Below are 17,994 nucleotides of genomic sequence, written 5' to 3'. Positions count from 1 at the left end.
GTTTTACCGGGGGTCCCGACGCACGACCGCGCGGTGACGGTTGACCAGAATACCGGAAAGCGGTACGGGAGGTTGTCCCGATACAATTTATTGCAAATGACTAGGCAGAGGTCGGGTCCGGATGAGACGGGGCCGCTGTGCCGGTGACGGACGAGGTCACCGGCGGCAGGGTCAGGGAAAGCGATGGCTGGCGGCGCTAGATCACCCGTGCGCCTTGAAGCCTTCTGGCAAGATCAGAATTTCCCCAGCATTGAGGATGTTTGGATTCCGGCCATGCCCGCTGTCCTTGGCGCTAGCCTCCAGGCGTTCGTTCAGCCAGGGATTCAGATCATAGATCTTGGCGACGATGCCTGGATCGTTACCCGCGACATCCCAGACGTTGTCATCGGGTTTGACGGTATACACATTTTGGGTCGATACCGGCGGCGCGGCCGGCAAATCCGGTGGCACGGTCGACGGCGGCGGCGCCTGCGGCGGCAGCGGCAGGTCGCGCGCTGCCAGCCAGTTCTTCCACCCGGCGGCACTGCTGATATGGATCGTCGTGGTGTGCGGACCCGCCAGCGAATAGAACGTCAGCTTGCGTTCCTCAGGGAAGTAGGACGTAATGTTGCCATTGCGATCCAGGCGCCAGTCGAGTTTGCCCTTTTCGTGGAACATGCCTGTGGCCGAATCTTCATAGCGGTTTTTCTCGGCATTGAAATGGATCGTCGGATGCTTGGACAGGTCCACGTCGGCCGGCTCGGGCGGCAGGGCCAGGTAGCTGTCATAGAACGGGTTGGCATCGGCCACATTACCGTTGCCGTCAAGATGATCGGTGAGCGATTCGGTGGCCTCCAGCATCTTCCCGAGCACCTTGGTGTCGGTCTTGTTGATGTAGTCGATGAACTTTTCCGGGTCGCCGCCGGTGGTTGCGTAGGCTTTCAGGAAGCCGTCGACCTTGGCGTTGCTGCTCCACCAATCGTGCTCCGCCATCACGTCGGCATGCGCCTTGTCGAGGCCGACGCCTTCCATGAAGGTCCGATCATAGTTCTGGAAGTTCTGTATGTTCTTGTTGTGGTCCCAGGCCCAATTGGCGACCGTCGTGCCCAGGTAGGCGATGTTGACAACCCAGCCGATCGGGTTACTGCCGAATACGGCGAAACGCCCCACAGTTTTCGTGGCGCCCTCTTTGACGATGTTTCTGAACAGCAGGCCCCTGACCGACGGGCTGAGCGTCTCTGCCCACTTCGCCGCATTGCCCTTTGATCCGGTGCCGAACAGATGCTCGAACACATCCAGCATTTTGCTCGTGCCAAGGAACTTCCTGGTCGCACTTGCTTCACCGAGCGCAGTTCGGGCGGTGGCACCGTCGACTCCCGATTCGCCGAGCGCATACTTGCCTGCCAGCCGCGTATTGAAGCTGAACTCATGCGGTTTCAATTCGGCGACCTTCTTTCCTTCCGACGCAGCGAAGGCAAACCGTTCGATCTTCCAGCGGGTTTCGGCGGCAGCCTTGAGCGCCGGATCGGCCATGACCTTGGCGCCGAGGGAACGCAAGGTCATCTCGCGCACCTGCAGGCGCAACAGCATGGCGTCGCTGGCGAGATTGACGGATTGCGTGCCCAGCTTAAACTGTTGCGTATCGGTGGCCGCCGTGCCATCCGGGTTTTTGAAGGGCAGTGTTCCGTTGAGATTCATGAATACGCCGCTGCCATCCCATGCCGTGGCTATCGTCATCAGGCCAACCAGTTGCTTGACCAGCGGCTGTGTCGCCTCGGTCGCGAGTCGTGTCCAGCGGTCGCGCACCGAGCCTTCCTTGACATAAAGACCCCAGCTGCTCTCGCCGGATTCGGCGGCATCGAAGAATTTCGTCCCGAAATTCTTGATTTTGGTGTCGAGCTTATCGCCACCTTTCCCCAGCAGGCCGTCGCCAAGCGAATGCGGCTGGATGCGCGCCGCGCCCATGCCGGCCTGCATCAGGTGGAAACCGGCGAAACCGCCCACCAGGCCGAGCAACAAGGCTTTGCGCAAGGGCCCGCCGACGTCACCGACCTGCACGTTGTCGAAGAGATACCCGGTCAAGGCTGCCTGGAAGGCGCCGCCGACACCCCAGATCACCGTGCCGCCAAAGTAAGGCAGGTGAGCCGCGCGCGAGGCGTTGATCGCGGCGCCTGGCAAATTCACGCCGCCGTTCACCTTTCCGATGACATAAGTCTCGGCCAGGAATTCCGCCAGGTCGCCGGTCAGCTGCGCGCCAATACCGAATTTCTGCGCCTCGCCGCCGCCGTTTTTCAGATCGTCCGAGAGCATCTTGCGGGCAATCTGGGTACTCGCGCGCATCGAAGCGCTATCGCTCAGCAGGATGGTCGAGGTCACTTTCTCATCGGCCATCAGGGACTTGCGAGTGCCATCGGCCTTCTTGTAGCCGTCCATCCCGCCCAGGTCCTTGTTGTAGAAATCAACGGCCTCGCTGGTGCGCAGCAGCCTGTATCCCATATCGTCGATGTCCTTGCGGCCGTCGATGATGTCTTTTTTGAGTCCCGGGAATTTTTCAATCATCGCCCGTTGACCCTTGACGAAATCGTCCTCCGTCAGAAGTTGCGAGTATTTGCCCTGGACCAGCAAGGGCGCCATGCCTTTGGTCGCCTTGTCGAGCATGCCCTCGTTATTTTTCTTCAAGCCGTTAAGGCCGTCATTGATCGCGCGCAGCGTCGCATCGCGCCACACCCCCTGCTGCTTTTCAAAGCGGCCCGCATCGTGGAACTTCCCGGCCGCGCCCATATCAACTTCATCCATTTTCAGGGTCGATACCTGGCGCACGGTTTCCAGGGCAAGTGTCGCGTGGCCGTCGGCCACCGCATCCTTGAAGCCCAGCTGGGTAATATCCGACGCGGGTTTGGTGGCGATGAGGTGCGCGATGCCCTCCACCGCAGCCTTGATTTCAGGGTTGCTGTACTCTTTCTTCTCCCAGTCGCCGCCGGCAGCTGCGACGTCCACCGCCGCCGACAACGCCTTGGCTACTTTGATACCCGACCCGATATCTGTGATGGTCCGCTGGCCGTCCTTGCCCTTTGCCTGCCGGGTGGCGATATCGTCGACGATCTTTTCCAGTGTCGGTTTCGACTGGTTGATGATCCGGGCGGCGATCTCGGGCGATATGGCCGCATGTTTGGACGGGTCGGTCACGTCGCGCAAGGCCTCGGCACCCGCCACGGTGCCCTTCTGGGCATACGCATCTTCAACCGCTTTGACACCGTCCTTGACGTAGTTGTCGATGATTTTTTGCACGCCGGGGTCGGCCATCACCAGCCCCTTGATCGTCGGGTCCACACCTTTCGGCAGGGCCTTGCCCAGCAAATCGACTTGCGCCTCGTTGCCCAGCACGGCACTGTCTTCCACCCGTTGCAGGATTGTGGCCGCCCCGATCACGGTCTTGAACTCGGGATCATTGGCGTAGCGTCCGTTCATCTGCGTGGCCGCGTAAGCCAGCGGGTCCAGTTCACGGATCTTTACACCGGCAGGCAAGTCGGCATAGGTCGCGCTCAATTCCTTGCGGGTCGCTGCCAGCAGTTCCTTCTGCTTTGCGGCATAGTCTTCGCGCGCGCTGATGATCTGCGCGCTTGTGACAGACTTGTCGCCGTCCTGCTGCTGTGCGGTCAGATCGTCGAGCTTGGTGCCGGCCTGGTTGACTTCATTGAGCTTGGTATTGGTGGCACGTTCGGTGGGGGTTTCAGTCAGGACGGTGTCCAGGCTTTTGTTGACCGCTGCCTGTGCGGCCGGGTCGTCATGGTAGCGGTTCGCGATATCGTGCGCTGCGTTCTGGACCGCCTCCTTGTTGTTCGGGTCGCCCTGGTAGGTCAGGCGCAATTCGGCGGCGATCGCCTGTTCGGCCTTGGCCTGGTCGCCGTTGGCGACGGTGCGCCGGGCTACGTACATTTCCCAGTCGGCCCGGTTGTCTTCCGGCGCCGTGTCGCCGAAATCGGCTTCCAGCTTGTCCGCCGTCTGCTTGGTCTCTTTCGCGGTGTCGACCGTTTTATCGGTGTACTCCTCGGCGGCCTTGACGGCCGGCGCCGGCACCTTGACGAAATCGATCTGCGGCTTGGTCACCAGCATCGGCGATGCCCGCGGCCCCTTGGTCACGTAGTCGGCATTGACCACGTTGGGCGTCGCGGGCGGCGGCGGGTCCACGTGCTTGGGCGGCGGCGGGTCAAGGTCCAGCAACTGTACTGCGCGGTGGATGATGCCACCGAAGTCGATCCCTAACATATTGTTCTCCTTTGTTGGTTGGCTACCGTTCATGCGATGCAGGTCTGTGCCTAGATCTCCACTGAACTGACCGGCACTACCCTTACCGTTTGCCTGAGTTCCTGGTACGACACCACGGCGAGATCGGCCAGCTCCACCTCGGTCAACTTCCTGAGATAGGGCCTGATCTCAAGTGAAGTCAGCAGAACTGCTGTTTTCTCCACATGGGTTTCCACCGCCTGCTTGATATTGGCAACCAACTGGTTGCCGATTTCCGGATCAAGCATCAGCACCGAGCCCGCCGAGGTTTGGCGCAGGGCTTGCCGCAACTGTTCTTCCACGCGGGGATGCAGCACGATCGCCGGCAGCGAACCGTCCTCCAGCGCGAAGCGGTGCGAAATGTAGTGCGTCAGCGCGATCCGCACGTATTCGGTCAGCAGGACCGTGTCCTTCTCCCGCGGCGCCCATTCAATCAGGGCCTGCGCGATCACCCGCAGATTGCGGATGGGAATTTCGTCGCGCACCAGGCGCTTGAGCACTTCCGCCAGGCGCGGCAAGGGCACATTGCGCTGCAGTTCCTTGTCCAGGTCGGGATACTGTTCGCCCAGGCGTTTCAGCAGGTACTGGGTTTCCTGAATGCCGATGAATTCGCCGGCGTGGCGGCGCATTACGCTCAGCAGGCTGCGGGCCAGGATCTGTTCATTCTCCAGATACTTCAGGTTTGCCGCTTCCAGCGCGTCGATCTCCTCCACCGGAACCCACAGCGCGGTGTGTCCGAGGACCAGCGTACCGCCCTCCCTGTAGGGGATGCGCGCCAGGTCCAGCATTTGCCGGGAGGCCAGTGCCAGCACCTCGTGCTTCGCCAACTGCCCGGCCAGCACGGGAATTTCATCCACATAGATCCGGTATTCGCCGTCCGCAAGGCGCGCATTCTCGCGCATGACGACGCCTGGAAACGGGATGCCCAGTTCGACACTGAAGTAGCGCCGCGCCTCGGCCAGTTCGGTCTCGAAATGCACCGGTGACAGCACGCTGCCAACGCCGGGGAAAGCCTGCACCACCAGCGGAATCGTCAAGCGATGCTCCTCGGCGTCGAGCAGGGTGCGGGCCACGTCGTGGCCTTCCTTCTGCATCGACGGGACCGGCGTCTGTGCCGCGTTGGCATAGCGGCGCCGCGCCGGCGCCAGGAAAAAGCCAAGCGAGGCAACCGCAATGCCGAGCAGGATGAACTGGAACTTGGGAAAACCGGGCACCAACGTCAGCAGGAAAACCATCGCGCCGCCCACCAGCAGGGCCTTGGGCTGCCTGCTGATCTGCGCAGCGATTTCGCTGCCGAGGTTCGGACTGCCGACCCGGCCCGGATCGGAGACGCGCGTAATGACGATACCGGCAGCAATCGACACGAACAGGGACGGTATCTGCGACACCAGGGCATCACCAACGGTCAGCACCGCGTAGGTCTGCAGCGCCGTGCCGGCATCCATGCCTTTGCGGAAGACGCCGATCGCCAGCCCGGCGAGGATGTTGACAGCTGCGATGATCAAGCCCGCGATGGCGTCGCCCTTGACGAACTTCATACCGCCATCCATCGCCCCATACAATTGGCTCTCGCTCTCCAGCTTGGCGCGGCGCTGGCGCGCCTCGTCCTTGTCGATGATGCCGGCCCGCAGGTCGGCATCGATACTCATCTGCTTGCCCGGCATCGCATCCAGGCTGAAGCGAGCCGCCACTTCGGCCACCCGCTCGGAACCCTTGGCCACCACGATGAACTGGACGATTGCCACGATCAGGAACACCACCGCGCCGACGATCACGTCGCCGCCCACCACCATCTGGCCAAAAGTCGCGATGATGTCGCCCGCATTCGCGTTCAGCAGGATCTGCCGCGTCGAAGCGATGTTGAGCGCCAGGCGGAACAAGGTGGTGAACAACAGCAGCGATGGAAATGTCGAGAGGCCGAGCGGCGAGGAAATATACAGCGCGACCATCAGCAGCACGACGGAGATCGTCAGGTTGAGCGCGATCAGGCTGTCGAGAATGAAGGGCGGCAGCGGCAAGACCATCAGCATGATGACGGCCACCACCAGGGCCACCAGCAGCAGATCCGCATGGCGCGCAAGCAGCGACCACGATCCGGGGGCTCCCAATCCATGCATCGGGTTATTTTTCACTCTGATCCCTCGCCAAGTCGTCCATGAAAATCCCGTACCCAACGCAGCACCTCGGCAACGGGCTCCAGAAATTCGTCCGGTATATAAGCATTCAACTGCACCGCCTCATTCAGGCCGCGCGCCAGCTTGACGTTGCGCATGATGGGGATACCCTCTTCCTGCGCGATGTCGCGGATCGCCTGCGCAATATGCCCATCTCCTTTTGCGACCACCAGCGGCAGGTCGGTCACGCCGGCTTCGTAGTACAGCGCGACGGCGATATGGGTCGGGTTGACGACGACCACATTCGCCTTGCGCACGTTCTCCAGCATGTTTCCCATGCCCACTTCCTGATGCAGGCGGCGGCGCATGCCGCGCATTTCCGGACTGCCTTCCATTTCCCGCGATTCGCGCCGCACTTCATCCTTCGTCATCTTGTGGCGCTTCAGGTAGTCCATGCGCTGGAACCAGGTGTCGAACACGCTCATGGCTACGAACGCCACCGTGACCATCCATGCCATCTGGCCGATAACGTTGCCGGCCAGCGGCAGCAGGCCGCCAACCGGGAGCCACTGCGCGCGCACCAGCGCAGGCAGGGTTGCGCGCGCCACCCACCACAGCACGGCGGCCAGCGCGATCAAGATGACGATCAGCTTGACCAGCTCGACCAGGTTGCGCAGCGAGAACAGGCGCTTGGTCCCTTCGATCGGATTGAGGCGCGACAGGCGTGGCATCACCGGATCCAGAGAAAACACCGCGCCGACCTGGATCGAACCCAGCAGCGCCGCCGGCGCGGCCATCAGCAGCACGACGGCGCCGCAAATCCACGCCGCTTCCGTCAGCAGGTCGCGGGTCCATGCCAGCAACACCGCCGGATCGTCCAAGGTGCTGAAGCTGGCGCCGGCTGTGCGCGTGAGCATGGCGCCCATTCGCTCGACCAGGCTCACGCCGCCAAGCGTGAACAGGACCAGGGCCAGCACGATCGCGGCCGTCGCGGCCAGGTCCTTGCTGTGCCAGACATCACCCTTCTTTCTGGCGTCGCGCAGCTTCTTGTTGGTCGGCTGCTCGGTCTTGCTCTGGCTGGACGATTCGCTACTCATGCCAGACCCCGCGCAGTGCGTTCAGCATCCCGGGAAAATCGGCGATGGGCAGAGCGCGCAAGCTCTCCGACATGCCGGCCCCGTACAGCAACATGAGCAGTGACAGGATCAGCGCCTTGAGCGGCATCGCCAGGAAAAAGGCGTTCAGCTGCGGCGCAAACCGCGACAACAGGCCCAGCCCGATCTCCAGCATCAGCATCAACAGCAGGAACGGCGCCGCAACCTTCAGTGCCAGGCCCAGCATCTCGCCCAGCGCGCGCAGCCCGACTTCCACCAGGCTCGCGTTGCCCATCGACAGCGCCATGCTCGGGATCGGCCACACCTGGTAGCTCTCATACAGCGTGCCGATCATCGACAGCAGGCCGCCGGTCACAAGGAACAGCATGGTGAACATCTGCATCATCAGGCCGCCCACCATCGAATCGTCCTGTCCCGTGGTCGGGTCGACCACGGTCGCCATGCTCATGCCCGCCTGGAATTCAATAATCGTGCCGGCGGTGTACAGGGCCCAGAATCCTATGCCCGACAGAAAGCCCAGCACCAGCCCGATGCCCGCCTCCTTCAGGAGTACGAAGACAATCTGGGGAGTGGAAATCGACAGCATGGCCGGATCTTGCAATGCGGCCGGCAGCATCAGGCTGCTCAAGGCCACGGCAAGCGCCATGCGCACCATGACGGGGACAGTCTGCCCCATGAAGATCGGCCAGACTGAAAAAGCCACCAGCATGCGCGTCATCAGCAGGCTGGTCACGATCAGGATGGCTTCTCCCTGGTGCATCATGGCGCCCATTGCTAGCGTACTCCCGCAATGGCGCCAAACATCTGGTCGCCAAACATGTACAACTCGCTGCCCAGCCACGATGAAGTCATGGCGATCGTGACAATGATTGCGATCAGCTTGACGCCGAACGATATCGTCTGGTCTTGCACCTGGGTGACCGCCTGCAGGAACGCCAGCGCCAGGCCGGTAATGCTGGCCACCGCGATCACCGGCAGCGACAGGATCAGGATCAGGAGCAGCGCCTGGTTGACATAGGTGATGAGGACGGAAAATTCCATGGCGCCGGCCTATTGATAAGTAAGGATCAAGCCGTGCACCAGCTTTGACCAGCCGTCCAGCACGACGAACAGCAGCAGCTTGAGCGGCACCGACACCACCGTGGGCGAGAACATCATCATGCCCATCGAGACCAGTATGTTGGCCACCACCAGGTCGATGATGACGAAGGCAAGGTAGATCAGGAATCCGATCTTGAACGCGGCCGTCAGCTCGGTCACCGTGAATGCCGGCACCAGCACCAGCAAGTCATCGCCCGTAAGCGCCTCGGCCCGCTCCACCGGCCATATCTTGCCGGCCGAGCGGACGAAAAATTCGCGCTCGCGCGGATTGGTGTGCTTCGACAGGAACGCCCGCAGCGGTTCGCGCGCCAGGCCCAGGATGTCGAAGAAGCTGCCCGCGTTCATCTGCTGGCCCGGCTTCACCTGCGCCTGCACGGTGTCGCTGATCTTGCTGGTGACCGGCGCCATGATGTAGAGCGACAGGATGATCGCCAGCCCGTTCAGGACAAGGTTGGGCGGCACCTGCTGCAAGCCCAGCGCATTCCTCACCAGGCTGGTCACCACCACGATCTTGGAATAGGACGTCACCATCACGGCAAGGAAGGGCGCCAGCCCCAGCAAGCCCAGTGTGGTGATGACGATGATCGGATCCGGCATTCCCTGTGGTAGCACGTTTCCCCCTGCAACAGCTAAGCGGATTGTTCGTTGCCGCCGCCGGCAACGCGCACGATGCGCACGCCCAGCTTGCGGCCGATGGTGATCAACTTGCCTTCGGCGATCACCGAGCCGAACACGCTCAGCGTCACTGTCGCCAGGCCGGCATCCTGCTCCAGCTCGAACGTCTGGTCGGCGTGCAGGCGTTCGATCTCCGCCAGCGGCAATACCATCTGGCCCATTTCAAACACGACCGGGACTTCGATATCGGTATGGTCCTTGTGCATGGTGCTTTGCTCTCCTCGGTTGACAACCAGGCCTTGCTCGGGCGCCAGGATTCCGGAATATGGCGCCTGTAGCGCCACGGTGCGGTGCTTGAGACGAGCCGACCACGCACGCTGGCTGCTGTTGCCGGGAATGAGGACCAGCGTCACGCCATGACGCGAAATCGCCCCGCCTTCATCGATCCACGCCACGTCGCCGACGCCCAGGCCGCGCACCGTGGACATGGCCAGCACAGTCCGTCCCACGCGCAGCCGGACGGCGACCGGCAAGTCGTCCCTGGCCAACCTCGGCGGCGGGGCGCCTTGCGGCATGGCCTGGTGCAGCCATTCCAGCGTCTGCAGCGCACTCGCCGCCAGCGTGCCGCGCGATTGCGTACCGTCCTCGCGCGTCGCGACAAAGCCGATCGCGCAGGGCCAGGCCTCGCTGTCCGGCATTGACCAATGCACCGCGCGGATGTCCGCGTCATGCATGAAGGCCGGCGGCAGCGCCGCGAAGAAATCCGCGGCGACCCGTTCGATGACCAGATTGCGCATCGGCGCTGGCAGACGGGAAAATGGCTCGCCGACCAGGCGCGGGTCGATTCCGGCCAGCCCGTCCAGCTTGACCAGCACGGCTTGGCCCGCCAACGTGCATTCGACGGCGACAGCAAACGAGGAATGCGGCGGCACATAGCCCCACTGGATGCGCAGGCGCCGGCCGGCCACCGGCCATTCGGTATACTGCCGCACGGCGAGCCAGGCATTCATCAGGCGGCTCGCATCAGGCTCGAGCTGATCGAGCACCAGGCAGGTGGAATCAGGCATCATGCCTCGTCTCCGGCCGTGTCATTACGCTGGACCAGGTCGAGCCGAACCACCAGGCCCGTCGATTTGTTCAGCGCGTCCAGCAAGCGCGCGCTACCACCGCGCATCTGGCGCAGCATTGCTTCGTCCGCCGCGTGCAGCCGCACGTTGAGGAAGACTCCCTCGCGCGACATCTCCACCGATGAGCCAGGCAGTGATGCGCCGAGGTCGACCATGATGTGCCCCGTCCCCGCCTTGGGGCGGTCGGCAACGTACAAGTTGGCGCTGAAATGCTGCAGCAGCGCCGCCACTTCCTCGTTCTGGACAACCTCGGCATGAGCCGCAGCGGCCGACGCGACCTCCTGCTGAAGCGCGGCGGGAGCGTGCTGGCCTGGCCGCTGCACGCCGGCCGCCATCAACTCGGCGGGTATCGCGAAAGGCAGGGAAGACTCGCCGCCCTCCCCTCCAGCCGCCGCCCGCGGGTGTGCGGGCGCAAGCCGGGAAATGACCTCCGCCCCTTCGGATACCGGGTCGGACCAGTCCGCGCGGAGTGCATGCGCGGACGCGACGCTTGCCTGCGTATTCGGCTTGGCCGGCGGAGCCGACGCCGCGTCCGGCCCCCGCTTGAGCATCAGATCGCGAAAGGCTGCGACAGCCGCATCGGACGTGGACTGGTATGGCGACACACCGGCTTGCGCAAATTCCGGGAGGTTCCGCTCGCCGCCATCGATCGTGGAAAATTCATTCATGCCTTGCCTCCGGCGCGGCGGCCTTCCTGGCCAGGTACCAGCTCGCGGCCACGGCGTCTTCCGACCGCTGCACGTTACGCGCTTCCTGCTCCTGGCGCCGCTTTTGCTTCATCTGGCCGACCACATCCATGATTTGCGTCAGGGCCTCATACTGCTTCCTAGTCCTGGCCCGGGCCGCATCGACTTCCTGCTGCGCTTCCAGCAGGCATTCAACGATGCTGGCGCGCTCTTCTTCGAGATCGTTCTCGAGCGCGGCGATTTTCAGGTGCTGATCGGCATAGTCTTTGCCTCGCTGCAGTGCCCCGCCCTGCTGTATCCACGCCTGCCACTGCTGGTCCCAGGCAGCCCTCTGGGCGGCCAGGGCTTGCAGCGCTTCCTCCACGCGTTCGACCTCCTGCCGGATACGGTTGCGCACCGTCGCCCTGCGCGCGAGTTCGGCGTGTGCGCTCTGGAGTTGCGCGTCCCGAACCTCGACCAGTTTTTCGTGCTGTTCCATGGTTTCCATGTCCTCTAGCTCGCCGCTATATTGCGCATGGCTGCCAGCGCTTCCCGCAGGCCGGACGATTCTCCCGGCGCCTGCCGAAGCAGCGCCGAACACGCTTCACGGCTACGAATCGCCCGATCCGCGACGGCATCCGACCCCGCCTCGTATTCGCCGATCTGCAACAACATCTCGATCGACTGGTACTTGGCGCTGAGCTCGCGCAGTGTTCCCGCCAAAGCCTGGTGCTCAGCCGATGCCACGATGTTCATCACCCGGCTGCGGCTCTGCGCCGTATCAATCGCCGGATAATGGTTGGCGGCGGCCAGCTTGGCAGACAGGATGATGTGGCCATCGAGTGTCGACCGCACTTCTTCGCCGATCGGATCGCCTGCCTCGTCATCGTCGACCAGCACCGTGTAGAAGGCGGAAATCGCGCCCTTCTCGTTTTGTCCGGCCCGTTCAAACAGCTTTGGCAGCACCGTAAACACCGAGGGAGGAAAACCGCGCCGTGTTGGCGGCTCACCGGCCGCCAGGCCAATCTCGCGCAATGCGCGCGCATAGCGCGTGACCGAATCGACCAGCAGCAAAACCGAACGGCCCTGGTCCCGGAAATACTCGGCAATCGCCGTCGCCACGCAGGGCGCCTTGGCCCGCTCCCCGGCCGCCCGGTCCGAGGTCGCCACCACGAAGACGGTGCGGTCCCGGCGGGCAGCTGGCACTGCGGTACGGAAGAACTCCCCCACCTCGCGCCCGCGTTCGCCCACCAGCGCTACAACGGTGACATCGGCTGCAGCGCCGTGCGAGATCATCGACAGCAGGCTGCTCTTGCCGGTGCCGGCCGGCGCAAAGATCCCCATGCGCTGCCCTTCGCCGCAGGTAAGTAATGCATCGATCGCACGCACGCCCGTGTGCAGGGCGCTCAGGATTGGCTTGCGCCGCAGCGGATCGGGCGCCGGCGCGTACACCGGGTATTCCTGCACCGCGTCAATCGGCCCCAGGCCGTCGATCGGCTCGCCGAATCCATCCAGCACCCGGCCCAGCACACCCGGCCCCACCTTCACCCCCTGAGTGCGGCCCAGGTGCACCACCTCTGTCTGGGTCGACAAACCGGCCAGCTCGCCGAAAGGCATCAGCAGCACCAGGTCGCGGACAATGCCGACTACCTCGGCCTGCATCCGCCACGGCGTACCCGGATTGCGCAGCTCGCAGATATCGCCGACCCGGGCGCTGACGCCGCTGGCCTTGATCAACGTTCCCACCGCCTCCAGCACTCGGCCGCGGGTCTCGATCGCGGAAAAACCACTGAGCGCATCTGCCAGTGCATCGGAAAGATAGTCCGTGCTTACCATGTCGTTCTGCCCCTCATTAACCGGCCGGGCTGGCGCGCCGCTTGCCGACGAATGCCCGGGTCAGGCCCGCGCGTATCGCCGCGAGCTGCGTATCGAGGCTGGCGTCAACGATGCCGAATTCGCTCTCCAGCACGCACATCCCCGGCACGCCGGCGGGATTCTGCACCACGTCGACAAATTCAATCTCGGGGAACTCGGCCAGCACGGACGGCAGCAGCGCATTGACGGTGTCGAACTGTTGCGACGCCACGATCAGGCGAAAGGAATTCTTCCGGCTTGAATTGGCTATCGTGCGGCGCACCAGACGTTCCATCACGGTGCGGTCGCCAATCTCGTGCAGGATGGCCTGCAACGCGTCCATCACCGTTTTGACCAGCCGCGCCTCCAGGCAGATGAACGACGAATCCATTCTTGCGGTGGCTTCGACCATCGATGCCGCATACTCCGCGCGCCCCTGTTCGATGCCAAGCTCGCGTCCCTGCCGAATCGCGGCCTCGCGTTGCGTTTCCGCCAGCGCAACGATCTCGGCGGCCCGCCGGCTGGCCTCGGCCAGCGTCTCCTGCGCGGTGGCCAGCTGCACGAAATCGTTCGCCTTGATGACTTTTCCATCGGCGCTGGCGAGCTTGCCGCGATCCATCAATATCATCATTGCGCAGTCCTCCCAGGCGCCGCGAACAGCCACGCATGTTCCGGCGCCGCCTTGTTCAGAACGGCGACAAAGAGCGCGGCCAACTTGGTGCGGTCATGCTCCTCCAAGACCGGCCGCTGGAGGCTGTTCCAGTCGCAAGGAAACCTGAACTGCATGCGAGCCAGCGTTGCCCTTGACGCATCACCCAGCAGGGCGCCGGCCAGGCACACCGCGCGCCGGGTCCAGGCTTCGTTGTCCGGAAATGCGGCGCCGCGCGGATGGAAGACGTATCCAAGCCCCGGAAGCGGCGCAGTCCATCCCAGCGCGAACCGATGCGCCTCCCGACCCAGCGTGCGTTCGATCGCCATCATGTCGGCGCCGAGCACCGCATGCCTGATCTGGTCCCGCACCAGCAAGCCGGCCATCAATCTTGCGCAGCGTTCGAGCACCGCTGCATCCAGCAAGGCGATGCTTTTCATGGGCTCGGAAAAATCGAAATCAAAGTCCTGGTCCAGCTGGCACGCCTGCAGCAACGCCAGGGACAGGCGGCGCAGCCAGAACGGAGAAGCATCGAGTCCATCGGCAAGCGGAAGATGCCGGCCCAGGCGGGCGATCCAGCTGGCATGCGCATAGGTTGCTGGAAACAGATTGAAACGAAGCCGAAGATCGAAAGCGCGGTCCCGCACCAGCGGCTGCCAGGCGAGGCCAGGCGTATCGCCAGCGGGGCTATCGGCCTTGGCAGCGGCTGTGAAGCCAGGTGGTGCTGCCTCCAGCGTGACGGCGCTCATGCCCGTTCCCTCTGGCGCGCTGGACGTTCCCGACCATCGCCGCGCGCCGGCGCCCCCCGTGCTGCCAATTTCTCCTTGAGCCAGCTGCGCAAGTGCGCCGCATTCAGCAGGAGTATCAGCAGGATCGCCACCACGATCCAGGGCAAGAGCATCATGGTCCAGAGTGTTGCCACGCTGGAGTTGGCGACGATCGCGCCGAAGAACCGTGCCGTCGGCACCTGGTCGGAAGTGGAGCCGGTTGCACGCGCCGGGAACAGGCTGACCGACACCTTGTCCACCGTCAGCCCTTCCACGCTGCGGATCACCAGTTCCTTCACCTCAGGGATCACGGCCTTCATATTGATGTCGGACCGATATTTCAGGAACACGGAGGCAGAAGACGGCTTGACCGGCGACGCCAGCGGATCGTTGGACGGCAGCACGATGTGCACACGGGCGCTCAGCACGCCGTCGATCTGCGACAGGGTCTTGGCGATCGCCTGCTCAGTCCCATAGGTAAAGCGGATGCGTTCTTCCGTGGGCGACGAAATCAGATTGTTACGCGCGAAGATTTCACCCATGTCCGCATAATGCTGCGGCGGTTGTCCGTTCGAATTCAGCAGGCTGATGGCCGGCGCCATCTTGGCGCTGTCGACCCAGATGCTGTAGCCCTTTTCGCCAGCACGCTTCTCGGCGCTGATGCCGCCTTTCAGCAAGGTCAGCAGAACATCGTTGGCCTGCTGCTCGGACAGGTTGCTGTACACGGCCTGCTCGCAGCCGGAGAGGAACAGCAGGCCCGCCAGGAGCAGTGCATAAGCAAGGCGCCGATCATATGGGGTCGACATATTGTTGTTTTCCATGGGCGGTTTCAGGGTCAATTGCGCTGGAACAGGGACTCCGCACCTTTCTCCGTCATCCCCGCCGCCTTCGACACCACTTCAAAGGCTGCAGACGTCTTGACCATGTCATATTGCAGCTGCAATACGTCCTTCATCGAAAGATCGCCATCTTTCTTCAACAGGTTTTCTACCGCATCTTGCGCGGTGCTCCACATCGACGACATGTTTTCGCTGTGGCTGCGGATCAGTTGCGAAGCATCCCCCGGCCCGTCGGCCGCCAGGGTGGACGACTGCGGCTCTCCGAGCAGTTGCTGAAAGCGGCTGATGGAGGCCTGGTCCGGTGCTGGCGCTCCGTTGGCACCGGCCTGCGTCGACGACTGCAAGGCCTGCAGCGATGAGAGGGAGGTAAGATCCATGTTTTCTCCTTGGTCACTAGGGCCGTATGTTGTGGTGACGGAAAAATGCCAGGGACCCCGTATCGGTCCTGCGCGCCGCGCCCTCTTCTTTCAGCTTGCGCGCCTGGTCCAGCCAGCATTCGACAATATTCACGGCGCCCGGCTCCTGCCTGCTGGCAAGCACGGCCTCAAACAGTTCCAGTGCGCCATCCTGTTTGGCTTCCACGAGGAATGCGCCAAGCATCGCTTTCACCATCTCGCTGGAGGGAAAAACCCCGGCAGCATGCTTCAATCCATTGATGGCGTCCTGCAGGCGGCCGCTCCGCGCATGCACCACCGCGAGGGAGACCGCAGGCGCCGAACTATCGGGTTTTGCCAGGGCCATGCCCAGGAAAATCTGCTCGGCCTTCTCGTGAAACCCATACTCGCTTGCCAGGAACCCGATCTCGGCAATGCGCTGTAGAACACATGGAGAAAAGATATTCAATTTTTCCAAATCAGACATTCCAATCTCCATGTACTCATATCGCATCAGCGCGCCAGAGCTTACGAAATATTGTGAGCAGCGCCTTTGGTGCCTTCCCCGAACGCCTTGATCGTTTCGGAGACTGCGCTCTGCGCCGTGCTGGCAACCTGCATCGAGAGCGCGACCTTTTGCATGCCGGTTGCGAATCCGGCAGGGTCCTTCTTCGCATCCGGCAGATTCGCCAGACCGTCGAACGCAGCTTGCAACAGACCGCCTGCACCTGAAATTGCACCATCAAATCCGTTTGACATTTTTATCTCCGTGAAAGGTTAAGAAACATCGCATCAGCTGCTCTCCCAGCATCACCCCGCTTCCTGCTACCTCCGCCTCCAGCTGGGCTGAGGCGGTGCAAACCTGCATGGTTCCCGTTTCGCTATCGGGCGTTCAAATGCATGCTGTCCCAGATGTTCTGCAAGACCTCGACCGAAACAGACGCGCTCTCGACCAGTGCCCTGGTTGCCGCATATTCGCGCTGCTCAAGGGGGTGCCGCAAACGCTCGGCCCCGGTTGCGGCGGCCTGCTCCATCAGGCGCCGGTATTCGGCGCACACGGCCCCGCTTCTATCGGCCAGCAGGCGCGTGGCAAACTCGCTGGGTGGCAGCACATCGTCTTGCGGAAGAGTATTCATTGCAGTGCCGCCAGCGGGAAAATGTAGTGCCGGTCGCCTTTTTGAAACTCGACCTGGTCCAATTCAATCTTGACGATCCGGATACCGTTGAACTCATCGCCTTCCGCGAATTTCTCCCCATATGCGCCAATCAGCCATTTGTTCTTTTTCAAAATCAGAATCGATGAAAAGCGTTTCGACATCCGCAGCGGAGCAACCGTCGGCTCCATCGCCACCACGGCCGACGCGGCAGGCGGGGCAGCTTCCGCAACCTCCCGGCCGGGCGGCGCAATAGGCTCACCTTTTTTCACCTGCACGTTCAAGGCCTTCAAGCCCGGCACCTGCTGCGCCAGCGATGTCAGTTTGGACGCAGCCTCGGGGGTATCTACTTCGTTGGCACAGCTGACGATGCCGGCGCCGGCATCCTTGGCGAGGCAGCTGATGCCTTCCAGCCGGGCCAGGCGCGCTACCGCGGCCACGATCTCTTCGGTGGCGTGGATGTCGCTGCGCGCCTGGTATTCGGAATCGTGCAGCGACATGGCAAGCAGGTCGCGCTGGTAAATGGTATTGACGTAGCCCGACACCGACAGGTGGTGATCACTGTCGACTTCCAGCTGCAATTGACTGCCCACCGGCGCTACCGACTTGAGCCATTGCTGCGCCTCGCGCGTACGGGCCTCCGTCATTTCCGTCCGGTCCGGTGACATCATGGCGTAGGCCAGGCTCAGGCTGGCGGCGAATCCGATGACGACCAGGATCGCGCTGCTCAGCAAACGACCTGGACTGCGCATGCTTCCACCCGGCGCAAAACTCGCCCACGGCGAGCCCGCTTTGGCCAGGCCCTTTTCCCACTCTTCATCTGCCGGCCGCACCGCGAACGATGCGTTGCCGATTTCAATGGTCTGGTAATCAAAAACCCTGGCTGTCGCGCCCGCCTCCAGCGTGCTGGTACCGATACGCACGGAATCTTCCAGCGCGGTGCAGCGCACGATGCGGTCATCGATCGACAGCAGGCAATGCCTTGGAGCTACATTCTCATCCAGCAAGACGGCCGTGCAAGATGGGTCCGAACCGATCACGCAGGGAAAACCCGGGTCGAGGGAGAACTCCGCCCCTTCCTGCAAGCCCTGCACTATGCGGACTGTTTTGCTTTTGAGTGTTTCCGCCATGATGTGCACCACCTAATCGGAATGTGCTGCCACGAACAAAACGCAACGAGGGAACGGCAGGCCAACCGACTGTTCAGATTTGTCAATGTTGGCAAGCGCGAAGCAAAATATACCGGGGACGATTGGGGCCGCACATCACCAAAGCATGTGATTCTTTGGTGATTTTTTGGTGATTTTTTGGACAACATATTGACTAAGTTGTCATGAGACATCTCCAAAAGCATAGA

The 17,994-nt window shown here is 62.6% G+C and carries 18 protein-coding genes; all 18 read right to left on the bottom strand.

The window, feature by feature from the left end:
* Window positions 1–201: 201 nt before the first annotated feature.
* Window positions 202–4,245: a hypothetical protein gene (locus ACN9MW_RS16110; protein WP_426161459.1), complete on the bottom strand. Its 4,044-nt coding sequence runs from the start codon at window positions 4,243–4,245 to the stop codon at window positions 202–204.
* Window positions 4,246–4,295: 50 nt separating this feature from the next.
* Entirely contained in the window at window positions 4,296–6,395 is a 2,100-nt protein-coding gene (gene sctV, locus ACN9MW_RS16105) for a type III secretion system export apparatus subunit SctV (protein WP_426161458.1), read from the bottom strand.
* A complete protein-coding gene (locus ACN9MW_RS16100; protein WP_426161457.1) occupies window positions 6,392–7,474 on the bottom strand; it encodes an EscU/YscU/HrcU family type III secretion system export apparatus switch protein in 1,083 nt (360 codons plus the stop codon). The genes sctV and ACN9MW_RS16100 overlap by 4 nt, the downstream gene beginning before the upstream one ends.
* Window positions 7,467–8,264 carry a type III secretion system export apparatus subunit SctT gene (sctT, locus tag ACN9MW_RS16095; RefSeq protein WP_426161456.1) on the bottom strand — a complete coding sequence of 266 codons (798 nt, stop codon included), beginning with the start codon at window positions 8,262–8,264 and terminating at the stop codon, window positions 7,467–7,469. The genes ACN9MW_RS16100 and sctT overlap by 8 nt, the downstream gene beginning before the upstream one ends.
* A 2-nt stretch (window positions 8,265–8,266) precedes the next feature.
* Window positions 8,267–8,533: a type III secretion system export apparatus subunit SctS gene (gene sctS, locus ACN9MW_RS16090; RefSeq protein WP_426161455.1), complete on the bottom strand. Its 267-nt coding sequence runs from the start codon at window positions 8,531–8,533 to the stop codon at window positions 8,267–8,269.
* A gap of 9 nt (window positions 8,534–8,542) precedes the next feature.
* The gene (gene sctR, locus ACN9MW_RS16085) at window positions 8,543–9,190 is read right to left on the bottom strand and encodes a type III secretion system export apparatus subunit SctR (protein ID WP_426161454.1); all 648 of its coding nucleotides are present in this window, start codon (window positions 9,188–9,190) and stop codon (window positions 8,543–8,545) included.
* Between the two features lie 32 nt (window positions 9,191–9,222).
* The gene (locus ACN9MW_RS16080; protein WP_426161453.1) at window positions 9,223–10,278 is read right to left on the bottom strand and encodes a FliM/FliN family flagellar motor switch protein; all 1,056 of its coding nucleotides are present in this window, start codon (window positions 10,276–10,278) and stop codon (window positions 9,223–9,225) included.
* Window positions 10,275–11,003: a hypothetical protein gene (locus tag ACN9MW_RS16075; RefSeq protein ID WP_426161452.1), complete on the bottom strand. Its 729-nt coding sequence runs from the start codon at window positions 11,001–11,003 to the stop codon at window positions 10,275–10,277. The genes ACN9MW_RS16080 and ACN9MW_RS16075 overlap by 4 nt, the downstream gene beginning before the upstream one ends.
* Window positions 10,996–11,499, bottom strand: a complete 504-nt coding sequence (locus tag ACN9MW_RS16070) for a hypothetical protein (RefSeq protein WP_426161451.1) — start codon at window positions 11,497–11,499, stop codon at window positions 10,996–10,998. The genes ACN9MW_RS16075 and ACN9MW_RS16070 overlap by 8 nt, the downstream gene beginning before the upstream one ends.
* A gap of 14 nt (window positions 11,500–11,513) precedes the next feature.
* Window positions 11,514–12,836, bottom strand: coding sequence for a FliI/YscN family ATPase (locus ACN9MW_RS16065; protein ID WP_426161450.1), 1,323 nt, complete (start codon window positions 12,834–12,836; stop codon window positions 11,514–11,516).
* A 16-nt stretch (window positions 12,837–12,852) separates the two neighbouring features.
* A complete protein-coding gene (sctL, locus tag ACN9MW_RS16060; protein WP_426161449.1) occupies window positions 12,853–13,485 on the bottom strand; it encodes a type III secretion system stator protein SctL in 633 nt (210 codons plus the stop codon).
* On the bottom strand, window positions 13,482–14,252 hold the full coding sequence (locus ACN9MW_RS16055) for a SctK family type III secretion system sorting platform protein (RefSeq protein ID WP_426161448.1): 771 nt from the start codon (window positions 14,250–14,252) through the stop codon (window positions 13,482–13,484). Before ACN9MW_RS16055 ends, sctL begins: the two co-directional genes overlap by 4 nt.
* Window positions 14,249–15,091, bottom strand: a complete 843-nt coding sequence (gene sctJ, locus ACN9MW_RS16050; RefSeq protein ID WP_426161447.1) for a type III secretion system inner membrane ring lipoprotein SctJ — start codon at window positions 15,089–15,091, stop codon at window positions 14,249–14,251. Before sctJ ends, ACN9MW_RS16055 begins: the two co-directional genes overlap by 4 nt.
* Before the next feature lie 14 nt (window positions 15,092–15,105).
* Entirely contained in the window at window positions 15,106–15,486 is a 381-nt protein-coding gene (locus ACN9MW_RS16045; RefSeq protein WP_426161446.1) for a hypothetical protein, read from the bottom strand.
* A gap of 16 nt (window positions 15,487–15,502) precedes the next feature.
* The gene (locus ACN9MW_RS16040) at window positions 15,503–15,970 is read right to left on the bottom strand and encodes a tetratricopeptide repeat protein (RefSeq protein WP_426161445.1); all 468 of its coding nucleotides are present in this window, start codon (window positions 15,968–15,970) and stop codon (window positions 15,503–15,505) included.
* Between the two features lie 41 nt (window positions 15,971–16,011).
* The gene (locus tag ACN9MW_RS16035) at window positions 16,012–16,242 is read right to left on the bottom strand and encodes a hypothetical protein (RefSeq protein WP_426161444.1); all 231 of its coding nucleotides are present in this window, start codon (window positions 16,240–16,242) and stop codon (window positions 16,012–16,014) included.
* A 122-nt stretch (window positions 16,243–16,364) separates the two neighbouring features.
* A complete protein-coding gene (locus ACN9MW_RS16030) occupies window positions 16,365–16,619 on the bottom strand; it encodes a hypothetical protein (RefSeq protein ID WP_426161443.1) in 255 nt (84 codons plus the stop codon).
* Window positions 16,616–17,767 carry an FHA domain-containing protein gene (locus tag ACN9MW_RS16025; RefSeq protein WP_426161442.1) on the bottom strand — a complete coding sequence of 384 codons (1,152 nt, stop codon included), beginning with the start codon at window positions 17,765–17,767 and terminating at the stop codon, window positions 16,616–16,618. Before ACN9MW_RS16025 ends, ACN9MW_RS16030 begins: the two co-directional genes overlap by 4 nt.
* Between the last annotated feature and the right edge of the window lie 227 nt (window positions 17,768–17,994).

The organism is Pseudoduganella sp. R-34 (assembly GCF_049904655.1).
GTDB lineage: Bacteria > Pseudomonadota > Gammaproteobacteria > Burkholderiales > Burkholderiaceae_D > Rugamonas.
This window is presented reverse-complemented; position numbering and strand designations above follow the sequence as displayed.

Bases quoted from the DNA above. Each gene is read 5' to 3' on its own strand.
- sctJ (WP_426161447.1), bottom strand. From the start codon at position 15,091: ATGGAAAACAACAATATGTCGACCCCATATGATCGGCGCCTTGCTTAT.
- ACN9MW_RS16035 (WP_426161444.1), bottom strand. From the start codon at position 16,242: ATGTCAAACGGATTTGATGGTGCAATTTCAGGTGCAGGCGGTCTGTTG.
- ACN9MW_RS16030 (WP_426161443.1), bottom strand. From the start codon at position 16,619: ATGAATACTCTTCCGCAAGACGATGTGCTGCCACCCAGCGAGTTTGCC.
- ACN9MW_RS16100 (WP_426161457.1), bottom strand. From the start codon at position 7,474: ATGAGTAGCGAATCGTCCAGCCAGAGCAAGACCGAGCAGCCGACCAAC.
- ACN9MW_RS16045 (WP_426161446.1), bottom strand. From the start codon at position 15,486: ATGGATCTTACCTCCCTCTCATCGCTGCAGGCCTTGCAGTCGTCGACG.
- ACN9MW_RS16075 (WP_426161452.1), bottom strand. From the start codon at position 11,003: ATGAATGAATTTTCCACGATCGATGGCGGCGAGCGGAACCTCCCGGAA.
- ACN9MW_RS16040 (WP_426161445.1), bottom strand. From the start codon at position 15,970: ATGTCTGATTTGGAAAAATTGAATATCTTTTCTCCATGTGTTCTACAG.
- sctS (WP_426161455.1), bottom strand. From the start codon at position 8,533: ATGGAATTTTCCGTCCTCATCACCTATGTCAACCAGGCGCTGCTCCTG.
- ACN9MW_RS16070 (WP_426161451.1), bottom strand. From the start codon at position 11,499: ATGGAACAGCACGAAAAACTGGTCGAGGTTCGGGACGCGCAACTCCAG.
- sctR (WP_426161454.1), bottom strand. From the start codon at position 9,190: ATGCCGGATCCGATCATCGTCATCACCACACTGGGCTTGCTGGGGCTG.
- ACN9MW_RS16025 (WP_426161442.1), bottom strand. From the start codon at position 17,767: ATGGCGGAAACACTCAAAAGCAAAACAGTCCGCATAGTGCAGGGCTTG.
- ACN9MW_RS16065 (WP_426161450.1), bottom strand. From the start codon at position 12,836: ATGGTAAGCACGGACTATCTTTCCGATGCACTGGCAGATGCGCTCAGT.
- sctL (WP_426161449.1), bottom strand. From the start codon at position 13,485: ATGATGATATTGATGGATCGCGGCAAGCTCGCCAGCGCCGATGGAAAA.
- ACN9MW_RS16080 (WP_426161453.1), bottom strand. From the start codon at position 10,278: ATGATGCCTGATTCCACCTGCCTGGTGCTCGATCAGCTCGAGCCTGAT.
- ACN9MW_RS16055 (WP_426161448.1), bottom strand. From the start codon at position 14,252: ATGAGCGCCGTCACGCTGGAGGCAGCACCACCTGGCTTCACAGCCGCT.
- ACN9MW_RS16110 (WP_426161459.1), bottom strand. From the start codon at position 4,245: ATGTTAGGGATCGACTTCGGTGGCATCATCCACCGCGCAGTACAGTTG.
- sctT (WP_426161456.1), bottom strand. From the start codon at position 8,264: ATGGGCGCCATGATGCACCAGGGAGAAGCCATCCTGATCGTGACCAGC.